The following is an 18,194-nucleotide window of genomic DNA, read 5'->3' as shown; positions in this document are numbered from 1 at the left end:
GACTTCTCTTATTTATCAGATAATTAAGAGAAGCCAGTTGTTGTTATTCTTTATTGGTGAATATACTAAGATCTAGCTCTAGTGGTAAACCTAACCACACCGCAGAGCTAGTATGATCAAGATATTCATCTTCAGTTAACGGATGGACTAACACCGATAATTGATTTCTATTTTCTTCTAGCCATACCATTACTTCATCATAATCATGATGCTTGAAAGAAACTTGTCGACTCCAAACTGGATGAGGTCCGACAGGTTTTTGATTCACGTTTCCTAATTGGTATCCAAATTTCTCATGCAGCTGCTCTGTTAAACTAACGGCAAAACCGATACTTGTTTGATCGAAATAAACGTGAACATGATAACCATTGATGTCTGATTCGTGCATATTATCTTCTTAAATAGGAAATATAAAAAAGGCCAAACCGAAGTTTAGCCTTATTATAGTTCATTTTAAATGAGAATGATTATTCCCAATCTAGAATAACTTTTCCAGACATACCAGAGCGCATCATGTCGAAGCCTGCTTGGAAGTCATCAATTTTGTAGTGGTGAGTGATTATTGGTGTTAGATCTAGACCTGATTGGATCAAGCTTGCCATCTTATACCAAGTTTCAAACATCTCACGACCGTAGATACCTTTAATAACCAAGCCTTTGAAGATCACTTGAGTCCAGTCTACAGTCATGTCAGATGGTGGAATACCTAATAGAGATATTTTACCACCATGGTTCATGTTAGTTAGCATGCTGTTGAATGCCGATGGAACGCCAGACATTTCTAAACCAACATCAAAGCCTTCTGTCATACCAAGATCAGACATTACGTCTTCAAGTTTTTCGTTCATTACGTTTACTGCACGAGTAACGCCCATCTTTTTAGCAAGATCCAAGCGGTATTCGTTTACATCAGTAATTACAACGTGACGAGCACCTACGTGCTTAGCAACCGCTGCTGCCATGATACCAATTGGACCAGCACCAGTGATAAGGACGTCTTCACCTACTAAATCAAATGATAGGGCAGTGTGAACTGCATTACCAAATGGGTCGAAGATTGATGCTAGATCATCAGAAATACCTGCTGGGATCTTAAATGCATTGAAAGCAGGAATAACTAAGAACTCCGAGAATGCACCTGTACGGTTAACACCTACACCTGTCGTATTACGACAAAGGTGAGTTCGGCCGCCACGACAGTTACGACAGTGACCACAAGTGATGTGACCTTCGCCAGAAACACGGTCGCCAATCTCAAAACCGCGAACTTCTTGGCCAATACCAACCACTTCACCCACGTATTCGTGACCTACAACCATAGGAACAGGAATGGTTTTTTGTGACCACTCATCCCAATTGTAGATATGTACATCAGTACCACAAATTGCGGTTTTCTTAATACGGATAAGAATATCGTTATGACCCATTTCAGGTTTTTCAACCTCGGTCATCCAAATACCTTCTTCAGGTTTTAGTTTTGAAAGTGCTTTAATTTTCATTATTTGATGATCTCCATGTCTTTACCTACAGCGATAAAGGCATCAATTGCGCGATCTAGTTGCTCACGAGAATGAGCAGCAGACATTTGTGTACGAATACGAGCTTGGCCTTTAGGAACGACTGGGAAAGAGAAAGCAACAACATAGATGCCTTTTTCTAACGCACGCTCTGCGAATTCAGCAGCTAGTTTTGCATCACCTAGCATAATTGGGATGATAGCGTGGTCAGCACCACCCATTGTGAAACCAGCAGCTTCCATACGAGTACGGAAATGAGTAGAGTTTTCCCATAGGCTTGTACGTAAATCACCTGACTCAGCCAGTAAATCAAGAACACGAATAGAGGCAGAAACAATCGCAGGAGCAACAGAGTTCGAGAATAGGTACGGACGAGAACGTTGACGTAACCAATCAATCACTTCTTTTTTGCCTGAAGTATAACCGCCTGATGCGCCACCCATTGCTTTACCTAGCGTACCAGTAATGATATCGATGCGGTCAATAACGTCATGATGCTCATGAGTACCAGCACCGTTTTCGCCCATAAAGCCAACAGCGTGAGAGTCATCAACCATAACCAGTGCTTCGTACTTATCAGCTAAATCACAGATAGCGGGAAGATTTGCAACTACGCCGTCCATTGAGAACACACCATCAGTAACGATAAGTGTATGACGAGCGCCAGCTTCTTTTGCTGCAATTAGCTGTTCTTCTAACTCAGCCATGTCGTTGTTTGCGTAACGGAAACGCATTGCTTTACAAAGGCGAACACCATCAATGATTGATGCATGGTTTAGGGCATCAGAGATGATGGCATCTTCTTTACCTAAAATAGTTTCGAATAAACCCGCGTTTGCATCAAAACATGATGTGTAAAGGATCGTGTCTTCTTTACCTAAGAAAGTAGATAGTTTTTCTTCTAGTACTTTATGTGAGTCTTGAGTACCACAGATAAAACGTACAGAAGCCATACCAAAGCCGTGCTCATCCATACCATTTTTTGCTGCTTCAATAAGAGCAGGGTGGTTAGCCAAACCTAAGTAATTGTTTGCACAGAAGTTTAATACTTCTTGACCAGTAGATATAGAAACAGATGCTTTTTGAGCTGAAGTAATAATACGTTCAGATTTGTATAAACCTTCGCTCTTTACTTCTTCAATTTGATTTTGGATCTGAGTGTAGAATGCAGAAGACATTATCTTTCCTTCTTGTAGTTATGATAAATAGATTCTAATTGAAAGTGATTGCGACTATTATCCCTAAAAAAGGAAAAGCATTAGTGAATCATGGTCACAAATAAACTTATTAATCTATTACCCGACTTAGCGACTTTTATTATAGTCGTAAATGAAGGCAGCTTTACGGCGGCGGCTAAAAAGCTGGGTGTAACTCCGTCAGCGTTGAGTAAGCTTATTACTCGTTTGGAAAATGCACTCTCTGTTAAGTTGTTTGAGCGAACAACGCGTAGTCTGCTGATCACGGAGTCTGGTAAAAAAATATACCAACAATCTGTCATTATGGTTGAAGCGGCACAGCAGGCGATTGATATTTCGAGCTCAGAGCATATTGTTCCGTCTGGAAGTTTGACGGTTGCAGCCCCAAAAGCATTTTTAACGATTGTACTTCAACCATTAATTACTCCATTTTTGATTAAGTATCCTAAAATTCAATTAAAGCTAAGAGCATCGGATGGTGATATCGATATGATAGCTCAAGGGATTGATGTGGTTTTTCGTTTAACCGATAAACCAACAGAAGGATTGATCATGAAAGAAATAGGAAAGGTCAATCTAAGCTTATGTGCTAGTCCTTCTTATATAGAAGAGAGAGGATTGCCAACCAATCCACATGATCTTACTCATCATGACTGTCTTTATTTAGGTGAAACGACAACAGATCATATTTGGGAATTTGTAAAAGCGGAAGAAAGCCATGTTATTGCCGTGACTGGTCGTTATGCTGTCAATCATTCGCAAATGAGATTGAATGGAGTGAAGGATGGTTTTGGTATTGGGATTTTTCCTGATTTTGTTATTAAAGAGGCGTTAGATAATAACGAAGTTGTTCCCATTCTTTCTGATTGGCAAATAAAAGGAAATTATCATGGTGTTATCGCTATGCAATACGCTCAGAATAAATATATGCCTTCTCGTTTAAAAGTTTTTACTGAATTTGTAAAAGAGAATTTAATGAAAGAGCAGAGTAAATGATGAAGAAGCTAGAGTTACGATTATTGAGAGGCTTGCCGGGAAGTGGTAAATCGACCTTGGCACAAAGTTTGGATCTGATACATCTTGAAGCGGATCAGTTTTTTGTGAATGAAGAGGGGGCTTACTGTTTTGATGGTACTCTTTTAAGCTCTGCTCATCAATGGTGTCAGTTACAATGTGAATTCCACTTATATAATGGTAGAAGTGTTGTCGTCGCTAATACTTTTGTAAAGCAGTGGGAAATGGATGCATACAGAAAAATTGCTCAAAAGTATGATGCTGTATTAGAGATAGATGTGTGCAAGGGAAAATTTAAAAGCACTCATAATGTCCCTGAAAATGTAATTAAAAGGATGAAAAAGGAGTGGGAGGCCTAAAATTAGTTCAGGGTTGAGCATTTTACTTTCTATTTGTTTGTTTTTTGAGCGGTTGGTTTTTTTATGTTTAAAAAGGGCTTGCAACTCATCATTAAATCTCTATACTTCGCTTCCGTTATCACAGCAAACCTTTATTAGTAAGGGCTAGCGGTGATAACAAGAAGTGAAACATTGACGCGAACCGAGTTTTCAAAAGTTGCTTGCAGCTTACTTTTAGTAATTTAAATGACACTTCACGCAAAACATGGCGAAAGCTAAGTTTTGAGCTCTTTAATAATTAGACCTTAGCAATCTGTGTGGACACTTATGGATTGATAGTCAAAATAGCTTAACTTATTTATAAGTGAGCAACTATCAATGAACTGAGTGACTACACAAATTTATTTATGTAAGAAATCAGTATTAATCATTGAGTTAAAAACTTTAATTGAAGAGTTTGATCATGGCTCAGATTGAACGCTGGCGGCAGGCCTAACACATGCAAGTCGAGCGGTAACAGAAATTAGCTTGCTAATTTGCTGACGAGCGGCGGACGGGTGAGTAATGCCTGGGAATATGCCTTGATGTGGGGGATAACTATTGGAAACGATAGCTAATACCGCATAATGTCTTCGGACCAAAGAGGGGGATCTTCGGACCTCTCGCGTCAAGATTAGCCCAGGTGAGATTAGCTAGTTGGTGGGGTAAGAGCTCACCAAGGCGACGATCTCTAGCTGGTCTGAGAGGATGATCAGCCACACTGGAACTGAGACACGGTCCAGACTCCTACGGGAGGCAGCAGTGGGGAATATTGCACAATGGGCGAAAGCCTGATGCAGCCATGCCGCGTGTATGAAGAAGGCCTTCGGGTTGTAAAGTACTTTCAGTCGTGAGGAAGGGTGTGTAGTTAATAGCTGCACATCTTGACGTTAGCGACAGAAGAAGCACCGGCTAACTCCGTGCCAGCAGCCGCGGTAATACGGAGGGTGCGAGCGTTAATCGGAATTACTGGGCGTAAAGCGCATGCAGGTGGTTCATTAAGTCAGATGTGAAAGCCCGGGGCTCAACCTCGGAACCGCATTTGAAACTGGTGAACTAGAGTGCTGTAGAGGGGGGTAGAATTTCAGGTGTAGCGGTGAAATGCGTAGAGATCTGAAGGAATACCAGTGGCGAAGGCGGCCCCCTGGACAGGCACTGACACTCAGATGCGAAAGCGTGGGGAGCAAACAGGATTAGATACCCTGGTAGTCCACGCCGTAAACGATGTCTACTTGGAGGTTGTGGCCTTGAGCCGTGGCTTTCGGAGCTAACGCGTTAAGTAGACCGCCTGGGGAGTACGGTCGCAAGATTAAAACTCAAATGAATTGACGGGGGCCCGCACAAGCGGTGGAGCATGTGGTTTAATTCGATGCAACGCGAAGAACCTTACCTACTCTTGACATCCACAGAAGAGACCAGAGATGGACTTATGCCTTCGGGAACTGTGAGACAGGTGCTGCATGGCTGTCGTCAGCTCGTGTTGTGAAATGTTGGGTTAAGTCCCGCAACGAGCGTAACCCTTATCCTTGTTTGCCAGCACGTAATGGTGGGAACTCCAGGGAGACTGCCGGTGATAAACCGGAGGAAGGTGGGGACGACGTCAAGTCATCATGGCCCTTACGAGTAGGGCTACACACGTGCTACAATGGCGCATACAGAGGGCTGCAAGCTAGCGATAGTGAGCGAATCCCAAAAAGTGCGTCGTAGTCCGGATCGGAGTCTGCAACTCGACTCCGTGAAGTCGGAATCGCTAGTAATCGTGAATCAGAATGTCACGGTGAATACGTTCCCGGGCCTTGTACACACCGCCCGTCACACCATGGGAGTGGGCTGCAAAAGAAGTGGGTAGTTTAACCTTCGGGAGGACGCTCACCACTTTGTGGTTCATGACTGGGGTGAAGTCGTAACAAGGTAGCCCTAGGGGAACCTGGGGCTGGATCACCTCCTTAAACGATAGATTACGATTTATGAGTGTTCACACAGATTGCGAAGGTTGAAAAAATAAAGAGATTTGAAGGTGCCCGACACCTTCATAGTGTCCCGTTCGTCTAGAGGCCTAGGACACCGCCCTTTCACGGCGGTAACAGGGGTTCGACTCCCCTACGGGATACCACTTAGGGTCGTTAGCTCAGTTGGTAGAGCAGTTGACTTTTAATCAATTGGTCGCAGGTTCGAATCCTGCACGACCCACCATTCTTTCCACAGAGAATGGGTTTATTTCTGATAGAGTCAGAAGTAAATTGAAATATTATGTGGGCGATTAGCTCAGTTGGGAGAGCACCTCCCTTACAAGGAGGGGGTCACTGGTTCGAGCCCGGTATCGCCCACCATTTCATATGGATATACTCTTTAAATATTTTTGGAAGGATTCCAAACCAGTTCAAGAAATTGACCTAGGTTCGGATTTTTTGTGTCTGAAAATGCTTAAGAAGTATTTTATCATTAACAATGTTGATGATTTTATATAGCTCTTTAACAATTTGGAAAGCTGACTGATTTAGCTAACTTACGAGTTAGATAAATCAAAATTTAAAAGTTCTTAATATCTTTTGTTTATCTTAGATAAGCAAATTAAAAACACATTCAAGTGTTCTTGGTATTATTTTATTTCTACTTTTTAAGTAGAGGTAAAGAGCGAATCCGGCGAAAAACCAGAACTCCCTATCTTTTATACAGAGATAGCGACGAGTTCAACCTTGGTTGCTGTTTTGTCTTCACTTTCAAAAAGTGAAAGCAAATGGTCCATACGAAACCTCTTGGGGTTGTATGGTTAAGTGACTAAGCGTACACGGTGGATGCCTTGGCAGTCAGAGGCGATGAAAGACGTATTAACTTGCGATAAGCGTAGATTAGGTAGTAAAAACCATTTGAGTCTACGATTTCTGAATGGGGAAACCCACTAGCATAAGCTAGTATCGCTGCGTGAATACATAGCGCAGCGAGGCAAACCGGGAGAACTGAAACATCTAAGTACCCCGAGGAAGAGAAATCAACCGAGATCCCGAAAGTAGCGGCGAGCGAAATTGGGTTAGCCCTTAAGCTTTTAATGAGACAGGTGAAGGCTCTGGAAAGTGCCGCGATACAAGGTGATAGCCCTGTAACCGACATCTCATCATCAGTGAAAACGAGTAAGGCGGGACACGTGATATCCTGTCTGAATATGGGGGGACCATCCTCCAAGGCTAAATACTACTGACTGACCGATAGTGAACCAGTACCGTGAGGGAAAGGCGAAAAGAACCCCTGTGAGGGGAGTGAAATAGAACCTGAAACCGTGTACGTACAAGCAGTAGGAGCATACTTGTTATGTGACTGCGTACCTTTTGTATAATGGGTCAGCGACTTATATTCAGTGGCAAGGTTAACCGTTTAGGGGAGCCGTAGGGAAACCGAGTCTTAACTGGGCGTTCAGTCTCTGGATATAGACCCGAAACCAAGTGATCTAGCCATGGGCAGGTTGAAGGTTGAGTAACATCAACTGGAGGACCGAACCGACTAATGTTGAAAAATTAGCGGATGACTTGTGGCTAGGGGTGAAAGGCCAATCAAACTTGGAGATAGCTGGTTCTCCCCGAAATCTATTTAGGTAGAGCCTCGGACGAATACTACTGGGGGTAGAGCACTGTTAAGGCTAGGGGGTCATCCCGACTTACCAACCCTTTGCAAACTCCGAATACCAGTAAGTACTATCCGGGAGACACACGGCGGGTGCTAACGTCCGTCGTGGAGAGGGAAACAACCCAGACCGCCAGCTAAGGTCCCAAAGTTATAGCTAAGTGGGAAACGATGTGGGAAGGCTCAGACAGCCAGGATGTTGGCTTAGAAGCAGCCATCATTTAAAGAAAGCGTAATAGCTCACTGGTCGAGTCGGCCTGCGCGGAAGATGTAACGGGGCTAAGCTATACACCGAAGCTGCGGCAGTGCAATTTATTGTGCTGGGTAGGGGAGCGTTCTGTAAGCCGTTGAAGGTGGTCTGTAAGGGCTGCTGGAGGTATCAGAAGTGCGAATGCTGACATGAGTAACGATAAAGGGGGTGAAAAACCCCCTCGCCGGAAGACCAAGGGTTCCTGTCCAACGTTAATCGGGGCAGGGTAAGTCGACCCCTAAGGCGAGGCTGAAAAGCGTAGTCGATGGGAAACGGGTTAATATTCCCGTACTTCTTATAATTGCGATGGGGGGACGGAGAAGGCTAGGTAGGCTTGGCGACGGTCGTCCAAGTTCAAGTGCGTAGGCTAAGAGTTTAGGTAAATCCGGACTCTTGTTAGGCTGAGACACGATGTCGAGCACCTACGGGTGTGAAGCTATTGATGCCATACTTCCAGGAAAAGCCTCTAAGCTTCAGATTATAAGGAATCGTACCCCAAACCGACACAGGTGGTCGAGTAGAGAATACTAAGGCGCTTGAGAGAACTCGGGTGAAGGAACTAGGCAAAATGGTACCGTAACTTCGGGAGAAGGTACGCTCCTAGCGGTGATGAGACTTGCTCTCTAAGCTGCCGGGAGTCGCAGATACCAGGTGGCTGCAACTGTTTATTAAAAACATAGCACTGTGCTAAATCGTAAGATGACGTATACGGTGTGACGCCTGCCCGGTGCTTGAAGGTTAATTGATGGGGTTAGACTTCGGTCGAAGCTCTTGATCGAAGCCCAAGTAAACGGCGGCCGTAACTATAACGGTCCTAAGGTAGCGAAATTCCTTGTCGGGTAAGTTCCGACCTGCACGAATGGCGTAATGATGGCCACGCTGTCTCCACCCGAGACTCAGTGAAATTGAAATCGCTGTGAAGATGCAGTGTACCCGCGGCTAGACGGAAAGACCCCGTGAACCTTTACTACAGCTTGGCACTGAACATTGACCCTACATGTGTAGGATAGGTGGGAGCCTTTGAAACCAGTACGCTAGTATTGGTGGAGGCAATCTTGAAATACCACCCTTGTATGCTTGATGTTCTAACGTTGGTCCCTTATCGGGATTGCGGACAGTGCCTGGTGGGTAGTTTGACTGGGGCGGTCTCCTCCCAAAGAGTAACGGAGGAGCACGAAGGTGGGCTAAACACGGTTGGACATCGTGTGGTTAGTGCAATGGCATAAGCCCGCTTGACTGCGAGAATGACAATTCGAGCAGGTGCGAAAGCAGGTCATAGTGATCCGGTGGTTCTGAATGGAAGGGCCATCGCTCAACGGATAAAAGGTACTCCGGGGATAACAGGCTGATACCGCCCAAGAGTTCATATCGACGGCGGTGTTTGGCACCTCGATGTCGGCTCATCACATCCTGGGGCTGAAGTCGGTCCCAAGGGTATGGCTGTTCGCCATTTAAAGTGGTACGCGAGCTGGGTTTAGAACGTCGTGAGACAGTTCGGTCCCTATCTGCCGTGGGCGTTGGATGATTGAAAGGGGCTGCTCCTAGTACGAGAGGACCGGAGTGGACGAACCTCTGGTGTTCGGGTTGTTACGCCAGTAGCATTGCCCGGTAGCTAAGTTCGGGATCGATAAACGCTGAAAGCATCTAAGCGTGAAGCGAGCCTTGAGATGAGTCATCCCTGATACTTTAAGTATCCTAAAGGGTTGTTGAAGACTACGACGTTGATAGGCAGGGTGTGTAAGTGCTGCGAGGCATTGAGCTAACCTGTACTAATTGCCCGTGAGGCTTAACCATACAACACCCAAGGGGTTTTAACGGATTCGTTAACCAAGACACAATATTGAATGTGATTAAGAATACTCTTTTATAGAGAAACAGCTTTCCAGATTATTATATTTCCCTTGAAGCTTTATAGTAAGTGGGAGATATAGACAAAATTTGCTTGGCGACCATAGCGTTATGGACCCACCTGATCCCATGCCGAACTCAGAAGTGAAACGTAATAGCGCCGATGGTAGTGTGGGGTTTCCCCATGTGAGAGTAGGACATCGCCAGGCTTTAAATTCGTTTTTATTTTTCTTAAAAAGATAAGAACACAAGTGAAAGGCTCATACCGAAAGGTATGAGCCTTTTTCTGTTTATAGAGTTATGCCTATTCATATAATCGATAGTTTATATTCTATTGATACTTTCTGTTTTCAAATCGCCTCAATTTGTTAGAATAGCGCCATATTTAAAGGAGAGTAATACAATGTCAATGTATGTAGTGGGCCATAAGATCCCAGATTCAGATTCAATTTGTGGTGCAATCGCACTTGCTTACTTAAAAAATCAAATTGGTGAAGCAGCTATTCCTGCTCGCTTAGGTGAAGTATCTCCTGAAACCGCATTCATCCTTGAGAAATTTGGGTTCGAAGCTCCTGAGCTTAAAATGAGCTATGCTGGTGAAGAAGTTTACATCGTAGACCACTCTGAAATGACTCAAGCACCTGACGATATTGCAGAAGCAACGATTGTAGGTATTGTTGATCACCATAAACTAGGTGATTTAACAACATCAACACCACTTGAATGTTGGATCCGTCCTGTTGGTTGTAGTAATACAGTTATCAAGATGATGTATGATTTTTACAATGTAGAGATCCCAAAAAATATTGCTGGTATCATGCTATGTGCCATTTTAAGTGATACAGTAATCTTCAAATCACCAACATGTACAACTGCTGATATTAAGTGTGTTGAAGCACTAGCAGAGATCGCTGGTGTTGAAGACTTTAAAGAGTTAGGTATGGATATGTTTAGAGTTAAATCAGCAGTAGAAGGCACAGCAATTCGTGATCTTGTTATGCGTGATTTTAAAGACTTTAACATGAATGGCGAGCTAGTTGGTATCGGTCAACTTGAAGTTATCGACTTATCTGTATTTGATGGTATCAAAGAAGAATTAGAAGCGGATATCGCAGCAATGAAAGCTGAAGGTAATCGTCACACTATGATTTTACTTCTGACAGACATCATGAAAGAAGGCTCTGAGCTATTAGTTATCAGTGATAATGCAGAACTAACAGAAAAAGCTTATGGTAAAGCAACAGAGAATGGCCGTGTTTGGCTAGATGGTGTGCTTAGCCGTAAGAAACAAATCGTTCCTCAACTACAAGAAGTTTTTGCTTAATTATTTTCGAATAAATGACAGCGACAACATAATAAAATATTAGCCCATACTTTTGTATGGGCTTTTTTATGCCGGTTATTAAGCGGTAATTTCAATTTTAGGCTCTTGAGCAATAAGCCACATTCCATCTTTTTTAATGACTCCACAATCTGAACAGATCACTGTATTCTCATTGTCTGAAATGAGTAATTCATCCGAAAGACATTCTGGGCATTCAGTTAATTCATTCATGTCATCTTCCTCGAGCAGCTGCAAATAATGTGTTGTGATTTTTATTAGTATTATTCGTATCTCATGACAATTGAAAATAAAACGGTTCAAAAAATAAGATACATACGAATATACTACATTAAAGCTATCATACTGTTTGTGTGCGGATGAAGTTTTGTGAACTGGCAGCAAAGTTTTACTGCCAGTTATAGAAAGAAGGGAATAGAAAAGAGTAAATTAGTTTGAGTTAGGTAGTTTTAATCGTAATGTTCTTTTTTTCCAGCTACGAACGACGGAATAACGCCAGAGAGCACGAATACCAAAGTAGCCGATCAGGGCAGAAACAATCGCACAAATCGCACAGCCTAAAAGAAAAGGGGGCCCAATCGTCGACATTTGTGAGGTGATAAAATCCCAAGACAGCTCAAAATGAAAGTGTTGCGCAGGGGTAGACATTACCCAAGCCCCAATTTTGTAGGCACCATAAAATAAAACAGGCATGGTAACAGGATTACTTATCCAAACTAATGCAATCGATAATGGTAGATTTACGCTACAGAGGATCGCAAGACCTGCAGCCATAATCATTTGACTAGGTAGAGGAACAAAAGCCATAAATAAACCCACAGCAAAAGCACCCGCAGCGGATCGGCGATTTAAACTCCATAAATTAGGGTTATACAAGACGTTACCAAATATCTTTAATGCTTTTTGGCGCTTAATGGTTTCATGGTTTGGTAAAAAACGTTTTATGAATTTTCTTGGCATAAGTTAATGCTTCTTTTTAATGACATGCGGTTAAAGATTGCAGTCGTAATTCTTATTCTTTTATCATCAGCCTATTGGCCAACAAACCTGCCTTCGTTTGTATTTTTCTTGTGTATCCTTGGCTATGTGGTCACTTTAAGGTTTGATCAAGTTAAATTAATACAAGGCATCCTGCTAGGCTTAATCATTGCGTCCTCACACATAACATACTATCAAAGCATAAATGAAGGGCTTTATAGTCAAGGCCATAATATTACCATCAAAGGTGAAATTCAAAGTCTAATTGCATTTAAAGAAACAACATCCTCAATTTTAGTTCAAGTTCGTGAGATTAACACAGTACCTGTTACGTTTATTCAATCGCCATTAATACGGGTATCTCTTCGTGATTATAAGAAAAACCTTATAAATGAAAGTGATTCAGTTCTTTTTAAGCAAGGGCAGATATGGGAGTTTGATGTAAAACTGCGGCCTCCAATAGGGCGGCATAATGAAGTTGGTTATAAGCTTGAAGATTATGCTTTAGCTAAAGGTATTCATTCTTATGGCAAGATAATCCATGCACTCTTGTTAGAAGATAGCCCATCGATAAGAAATCAATGGTTTGATAGTGTTTATAACCAAACACAAGATAAAGAGTTTCAATCTCTACTATTGGCATTAACCTTTGGTTATAAAGGGGATATTGAAGCTAGCGAATGGCGAGTATTGCGTAATTCAGGACTGGCTCATTTAATGGCGATTTCAGGGCTACATATTGGCTTTGTTTTTGCGATTGGCTGGTGGGTTGGTAAATTAATTCGCGTCATTTATACAAAAGATAGGCACCTTTGGCTCCCGGTTATTGGTGGGTGTTTATTTGCTGTTTTCTACGCTTGGCTCGCTGATTTCTCATTACCTACAATAAGAGCGTTAATTGCGTGTTTCTTAGTTTCCTTCTTATTAATCTTTCGATGTTTCTGGCCAAAGCATCTCATATTATTATGGTGTGTAGTCCTCTGTCTTATCATCAATCCTTTCTCGTCATTATCCATGAGTTTCTGGCTTTCATTTAGTGCGGTCTGTGTGGTTTTTTTATCGCTTCATTTTTATCAAATATTCATTCAAATTCACCGTAATAGTGTTATCAGAAAATGGAGTCAAATTATTGTTGTGCAGTTTGGGCTTTTTGTCTTATTAGCACCAGTACAAGGGTACTTTTTTACAGGGATTAGCTATCTATCACCACTAATAAATTTAATATCAGTACCTTGGGTTAGTATTACGACTGTCCCCTTAAGTCTATTAGCGGTAGTGCTTGAGCCGATTAACAGTGAAGTGGTTAATGCGCTTTGGTTTTTAGCTGACTTTTCTATCGCCCCTGTCTGGTGGATGGCTGAAAAATCGGATCAAACATGGCTAGTGCTGTCGAAGAGCGTTAACTTGATTATTATTTGTGTGATTGTGTTTGTCATGCTTCGGCTGTTTCTTCCTATGAATTTCTTTGTCCAGCCGATAGTTTTAATCATTGTTGGGTCATTACTCTTAAAGCAGCAGAAAGAGTGGCAGGTGGATTTCTTAGATGTAGGTCATGGCTTGTCGATTTTATTGTCCAGTCAGGGTCATACCGTTGTTTATGATACAGGGATGAAGTGGAACAATGGCAGCATCGCAGAAAGTGTTATAGAGCCAGTTTTACGCAGTCGAGGGGTTCGTTATATAGATGGACTGATTATTAGTCACTCTGATAATGACCATGCCGGAGGTAAGTCTTATCTAATTAAGTATTTCGATCCTCGATGGGTAAGAACAAGTGAAGAAGGTCAAGGGAGTGACGCTTGTATTAAAGGACAACAGTGGCAAGCCGGCCCAATGGAATTTACCGCTATTTGGCCACCAAAAGTGGTAGGTAGAGCGTATAACCCGCACTCTTGTGTTGTTAAGGCTAAAATAGGTCAGTGGACTTTTTTACTGACTGGCGATATTGATGCTATCTCAGAGATGTTGATATTAAATCAAAATGACTTTAGGGATGTTGATGTATTTTTAGTACCACATCATGGTTCTAATTCCTCTTCAACCGATCGCTGGGTAGAGGAAATGAAAAATAAAATTGCAGTTGTATCTGCCGGACGTTTTTCGCCATGGGATCTACCTAGTCCCCTTATTATTAGAAAACATGAAGAAAAAGAAATTAAGTGGTTAGATACTGCACAACTAGGGCAAGTTAGTATAACAAGTAATGGTGGCCAGTTACTCATAAAAGGCTATTCAATGCTCAATCACAGTGTCTGGTATAGAAAGCTATTTGGCGATAACCTAAATTCAGAGTAGAATAAAGGTAATTGTATATGAAGAATAAGTACTTATGACTATTGAAAAAGACGAATCTACATGGGCAACATTTAAACGTTTATGGCCACTGATCTCTCTCTATAAGGCTGGGTTGGGGGTTGCTGTTGTCGCGTTAGTTATAAACGCCTTAAGTGATACCTATATGATTTCATTATTGAAACCATTATTAGATGAAGGTTTTGGTAGCGCAGATTCTGATTTCTTAAAGAAAATGCCATTTATCATTTTAGCGATGATGTTTATTCGTGGTTTTAGTGGCTTTATTTCTGGTTATTGCATGAGCTGGGTCGCGAGTAACGTGGTAATGCGTATTCGACGCCAGATCTTCAATCACTTTATGCATATGCCTGTGAGCTATTTCGACCAAGAATCTACTGGTCGTTTGCTGTCACGTATTACGTATGACTCAGAACAAGTCGCTTCTGCAACCAGTAAAGCATTAGTAAATATTGTGCGTGAATCAGCAAGTATTATTGGTTTACTTGGTCTGATGTTTTGGAACAGCTGGCAGCTATCTCTTGTTCTAGTTGTTGTTGCTCCAATTGTTGCTTTTGCGATTAGCTTTGTTTCTAAGCGTTTTAGAAAGATCAGTAAAAACATGCAAACGGCAATGGGTTCATTGACTGCGACCTCTGAGCAAATGTTAAAAGGCCATAAAGTGGTACTTAGTTACGGTGGCCAAAAGGTTGAATCTGAGCGTTTTGATAACATCAGTAATCATATGCGTCAGCAAGGCATGAAAATGGTGGTTGCTCAAGGTTTAGCTAATCCAATAATTCAAATGATCGCCTCTTTTGCATTAGTTACCGTTTTATATTTAGCAAGTGTTGATTCAATTAAAGAGACATTAACTCCTGGTACATTTACGGTTGTTTTCTCTGCTATGTTTGGTTTATTGCGTCCGCTAAAAGGCTTAACAAGCGTAACGTCTGATTTCCAACGTGGTATGGCTGCATGTCAAACTTTGTTCGAATTAATGGACATGGACAAAGAAAAAGACGACGGTGTTATTACTAAAGATAAAGTTGACGGTGAGATTAAAGTTGAAAATGTCACCTTTACTTACCCAACAGCGGAAGGTCCTGCATTACGTAATGTCAGCTTTGATATTCCGACAGGTAAAACGGTGGCATTAGTTGGTCGTTCTGGTTCTGGTAAAAGTACGATTGCGAATTTGTTCACCCGTTTCTATGATGTAGATTCTGGTTCTATTTCGTTAGATGGTGATGTGATTGAAGATTATAAGCTTCCAAATCTTCGTAAACACTTTGCGTTAGTTTCTCAAAATGTGCATTTATTTAATGATACGGTAGCAAATAACATTGCTTATGCTTCAGAGGGTAAATTTAGTCGCGAAGAAATAGAGAAAGCTGCAGAACTTGCCTATGCATCAGATTTCATCAATAAGATGGAACAGGGTTTTGATACCATGATTGGTGAAAACGGTGCAAGCTTATCGGGTGGTCAACGTCAACGTATCGCTATTGCTCGTGCTTTATTACAAAACGCATCGGTATTAATTCTTGATGAAGCTACATCAGCACTAGATACCGAGTCAGAAAAAGCGATTCAATCAGCATTAGATGAGCTGCAAAAAGACAAAACGGTATTAGTTATTGCTCACCGCTTATCAACCATTGAAAGTGCAGATCAGATCTTAGTTATCGACGAAGGGGAAGTGGTTGAGCGTGGAACCCATGCTGAACTCATTGCACATGATGGTGCTTATGCACAGTTACACCGCATTCAGTTTGGTGATTAATGGTTGAGAAAATTTGGTTTGATAACCATTTTTTAGGAAAGTTATTGTGGCCGATTCTTTGGCCACTTAGCTGCCTATTTAAATGGATTGCATCTAAACGTAAAGCGGATTATCAATCGGGTAAGAAACTAAGTTATCGTTCGTCGGTTCCTGTTATCGTGGTTGGAAATATTACCGCTGGTGGTAATGGTAAAACACCGGTAGTGGTATGGCTGGTAGAGCAATTACAGCAGCAAGGCTACAAAGTGGGTGTCGCTTCTCGTGGTTATGGTGGTAAAGCCCCACATTACCCTTATTTGTTAACTGAAACGACAACTCCCGACATTTCAGGTGATGAGCCGGTATTGATTAAGCAGCGTACTAAAGCCGATGTTGCGGTTGCTCCTGTGCGAAGTGAAGCTGTTAAAATGCTTGAAGCACAGGGTGTGGATATCATTATTACCGATGACGGTTTACAACATTACGCCTTACAGCGCGATGTCGAATTTATCATTATTGATGGTAAACGCCGTTTTGGTAATGAACAGTACATCCCTTTAGGCCCATTAAGAGAAGGTATCGAGCGATTATCAACAGTTGATTTTTTGATTTGTAATGGTGAACAACCTCAACAAAATGAAATATCCATGAAACTGACTCCAAGCCATGCGATTAATTTAGTCACTGGGGAAAAATGTCCGGTTACTTCATTATCAAACTTGGTGGCATTTGCTGGTATTGGTCATCCACCTCGTTTCTTTGACACATTGAGTTTGCTTAAGGCTGATGTCGTACACACTCAAGGTTTTGGCGATCATAAAGCCTTTGAACCAACAGAAATTCAAAACTTAATGCAGTATGGCGAACAACTAATAATGACAGAGAAAGATGCCGTTAAGTGTCAATCTTTTGCTCAGTCGTCATGGTGGTATTTACCTGTTGATGCAGAATTTCCAGCAGAAAAAGCACAACAAATATTAAATAAAATTATAGAGGTAAAAGAACAATATGGATTATCGTCTTCTTGAAATCGTTGCTTGTCCTGTGTGTAATGGAAAATTGAACTACGATAAAGATAAGCAAGAGCTGATCTGTAAAATTGATCGTCTGGCATATCCTATCAAAGAAGGTATTCCAGTAATGATTGAACCTGAAGCTCGTCGTATGACCATGGAAGAGGTGGAATCATGTCGTTCACAGTCATAATCCCTGCGCGTTATCAATCAACTCGTTTACCAGGTAAACCGCTGGCTGATATTTGTGGTAAACCAATGATCCAATGGGTTTATGAGCAAGCGTCAAAAGCGGGTGCTGATCGCGTTATTATCGCAACCGATGATAGTCGTATTGAAGCCGTAGTGAAAGCGTTTGGTGGTGATGTATGCATGACCTCTTCAAATCATGAATCAGGCACTGAGCGCCTTGCTGAAGTTATTGAAAAATGTGGTATTACTGCGGATGAAATTGTTGTGAACGTTCAAGGTGATGAGCCTTTGATCCCACCTAGTATCATTCAGCAAGTTGCACAAAACTTAGCAGATTCAGTTGCACCAATGGCAACGTTAGCAGTAGCGATTGATGAAGAAGAGGATGTCTTTAACCCAAATGCCGTAAAAGTGGTTACCGATGCTGAAGGGTACGCACTGTACTTTAGTCGAGCTTCGATCCCGTGGGATCGTGATGCGTTTGCACAAGGTGAATCACTAACTGCGAACCCATTACTTCGTCATATTGGTATCTATGCGTATCGTGCAGGTTTCATTAATACGTATATTAATTGGCAACCAAGTGTACTTGAAAAAATTGAGTGTTTAGAACAATTACGAGTGCTTTGGTATGGTGAAAAGATCCATGTAGCAGTAGCTAAAGAAGCACCTGCAGCAGGGGTTGATACGCCTGAAGATTTAGAAAAAGTTAGAGCTATTCTTAAATAAACTAACTCTATATACATTGAAAAGCCCGAACCCACTTTTTAGTAGATTCGGGCTTTTTTATTAGAG

General features: G+C 41.9%; 13 protein-coding genes, 3 tRNA genes and 3 rRNA genes. 14 read left to right on the top strand and 5 right to left on the bottom strand.

Going from position 1 to position 18,194, the window contains the following annotated elements:
* Window positions 1-43 precede the first annotated feature (43 nt).
* The 3 genes from AC2INI_RS19290 to AC2INI_RS19280 all read right to left on the bottom strand — a co-directional run bounded on the left by AC2INI_RS19290 (window position 44) and on the right by AC2INI_RS19280 (window position 2,695).
* Window positions 44-388, bottom strand: coding sequence for a DOPA 4,5-dioxygenase family protein (locus tag AC2INI_RS19290; protein WP_486306068.1), 345 nt, complete (start codon window positions 386-388; stop codon window positions 44-46).
* A 79-nt stretch (window positions 389-467) separates the two neighbouring features.
* Complete coding sequence (gene tdh / locus AC2INI_RS19285) at window positions 468-1,499, bottom strand: L-threonine 3-dehydrogenase (RefSeq protein WP_486306067.1); 1,032 nt, start codon at window positions 1,497-1,499, stop codon at window positions 468-470.
* A complete protein-coding gene (locus AC2INI_RS19280; RefSeq protein WP_486306066.1) occupies window positions 1,499-2,695 on the bottom strand; it encodes a glycine C-acetyltransferase in 1,197 nt (398 codons plus the stop codon). The genes tdh and AC2INI_RS19280 overlap by 1 nt, the downstream gene beginning before the upstream one ends.
* 90 nt (window positions 2,696-2,785) lie before the next feature.
* Here AC2INI_RS19280 and AC2INI_RS19275 point away from each other — a divergent pair, with 90 nt between their 5' ends.
* The 9 genes from AC2INI_RS19275 to AC2INI_RS19235 all read left to right on the top strand — a co-directional run bounded on the left by AC2INI_RS19275 (window position 2,786) and on the right by AC2INI_RS19235 (window position 11,141).
* Window positions 2,786-3,709 carry a LysR family transcriptional regulator gene (locus AC2INI_RS19275; RefSeq protein ID WP_486306065.1) on the top strand — a complete coding sequence of 308 codons (924 nt, stop codon included), beginning with the start codon at window positions 2,786-2,788 and terminating at the stop codon, window positions 3,707-3,709.
* Entirely contained in the window at window positions 3,709-4,086 is a 378-nt protein-coding gene (locus AC2INI_RS19270) for an AAA family ATPase (RefSeq protein ID WP_486306471.1), read from the top strand. Before AC2INI_RS19275 ends, AC2INI_RS19270 begins: the two co-directional genes overlap by 1 nt.
* Before the next feature lie 424 nt (window positions 4,087-4,510).
* Window positions 4,511-6,053 (top strand): 16S ribosomal RNA (locus AC2INI_RS19265).
* 88 nt (window positions 6,054-6,141) lie between these two features.
* Window positions 6,142-6,217, top strand: a tRNA-Glu gene (locus AC2INI_RS19260).
* 4 nt (window positions 6,218-6,221) lie between these two features.
* Window positions 6,222-6,297: transfer RNA gene (locus AC2INI_RS19255), tRNA-Lys, on the top strand.
* A 61-nt stretch (window positions 6,298-6,358) separates the two neighbouring features.
* Window positions 6,359-6,434 (top strand) — tRNA-Val (locus tag AC2INI_RS19250).
* A gap of 438 nt (window positions 6,435-6,872) precedes the next feature.
* Window positions 6,873-9,763 (top strand): 23S ribosomal RNA (locus tag AC2INI_RS19245).
* A 147-nt stretch (window positions 9,764-9,910) separates the two neighbouring features.
* Window positions 9,911-10,026, top strand: a 5S ribosomal RNA gene (gene rrf, locus AC2INI_RS19240).
* Together the 16S, 23S and 5S rRNA genes with 3 tRNA genes alongside form the textbook arrangement of a ribosomal RNA operon.
* Before the next feature lie 194 nt (window positions 10,027-10,220).
* Complete coding sequence (locus AC2INI_RS19235; protein WP_122033493.1) at window positions 10,221-11,141, top strand: manganese-dependent inorganic pyrophosphatase; 921 nt, start codon at window positions 10,221-10,223, stop codon at window positions 11,139-11,141.
* Window positions 11,142-11,219: 78 nt separating this feature from the next.
* Here AC2INI_RS19235 and AC2INI_RS19230 read toward each other — a convergent pair whose 3' ends face one another.
* Window positions 11,220-11,372, bottom strand: coding sequence for a nonsense-mediated mRNA decay protein NMD3 family protein (locus AC2INI_RS19230; protein WP_486306064.1), 153 nt, complete (start codon window positions 11,370-11,372; stop codon window positions 11,220-11,222).
* 216 nt (window positions 11,373-11,588) lie between these two features.
* Entirely contained in the window at window positions 11,589-12,119 is a 531-nt protein-coding gene (locus tag AC2INI_RS19225; protein ID WP_486306063.1) for a DUF2062 domain-containing protein, read from the bottom strand.
* Between the two features lie 6 nt (window positions 12,120-12,125).
* Between AC2INI_RS19225 and AC2INI_RS19220 the strand changes: the two genes are divergently transcribed.
* Genes AC2INI_RS19220 through kdsB form a run of 5 tightly spaced genes read left to right on the top strand, consistent with a single transcriptional unit; the run spans window position 12,126 to window position 18,128 of the window.
* Window positions 12,126-14,432, top strand: coding sequence for a DNA internalization-related competence protein ComEC/Rec2 (locus AC2INI_RS19220; RefSeq protein WP_486306062.1), 2,307 nt, complete (start codon window positions 12,126-12,128; stop codon window positions 14,430-14,432).
* 34 nt (window positions 14,433-14,466) lie between these two features.
* Window positions 14,467-16,215 carry a lipid A ABC transporter ATP-binding protein/permease MsbA gene (msbA, locus tag AC2INI_RS19215; RefSeq protein WP_486306061.1) on the top strand — a complete coding sequence of 583 codons (1,749 nt, stop codon included), beginning with the start codon at window positions 14,467-14,469 and terminating at the stop codon, window positions 16,213-16,215.
* On the top strand, window positions 16,215-17,222 hold the full coding sequence (lpxK, locus tag AC2INI_RS19210) for a tetraacyldisaccharide 4'-kinase (RefSeq protein WP_486306060.1): 1,008 nt from the start codon (window positions 16,215-16,217) through the stop codon (window positions 17,220-17,222). The genes msbA and lpxK overlap by 1 nt, the downstream gene beginning before the upstream one ends.
* The gene (locus AC2INI_RS19205; protein ID WP_122033499.1) at window positions 17,203-17,400 is read left to right on the top strand and encodes a Trm112 family protein; all 198 of its coding nucleotides are present in this window, start codon (window positions 17,203-17,205) and stop codon (window positions 17,398-17,400) included. Before lpxK ends, AC2INI_RS19205 begins: the two co-directional genes overlap by 20 nt.
* Window positions 17,382-18,128, top strand: coding sequence for a 3-deoxy-manno-octulosonate cytidylyltransferase (gene kdsB / locus AC2INI_RS19200; RefSeq protein ID WP_486306059.1), 747 nt, complete (start codon window positions 17,382-17,384; stop codon window positions 18,126-18,128). The genes AC2INI_RS19205 and kdsB overlap by 19 nt, the downstream gene beginning before the upstream one ends.
* Window positions 18,129-18,194 lie beyond the last annotated feature (66 nt).

Source organism: Aliivibrio friggae (assembly GCF_057368515.1).
The sequence above is the reverse complement of the archived record's forward strand: the minus strand, read 5'-3'. Positions and strand labels throughout refer to the sequence as shown.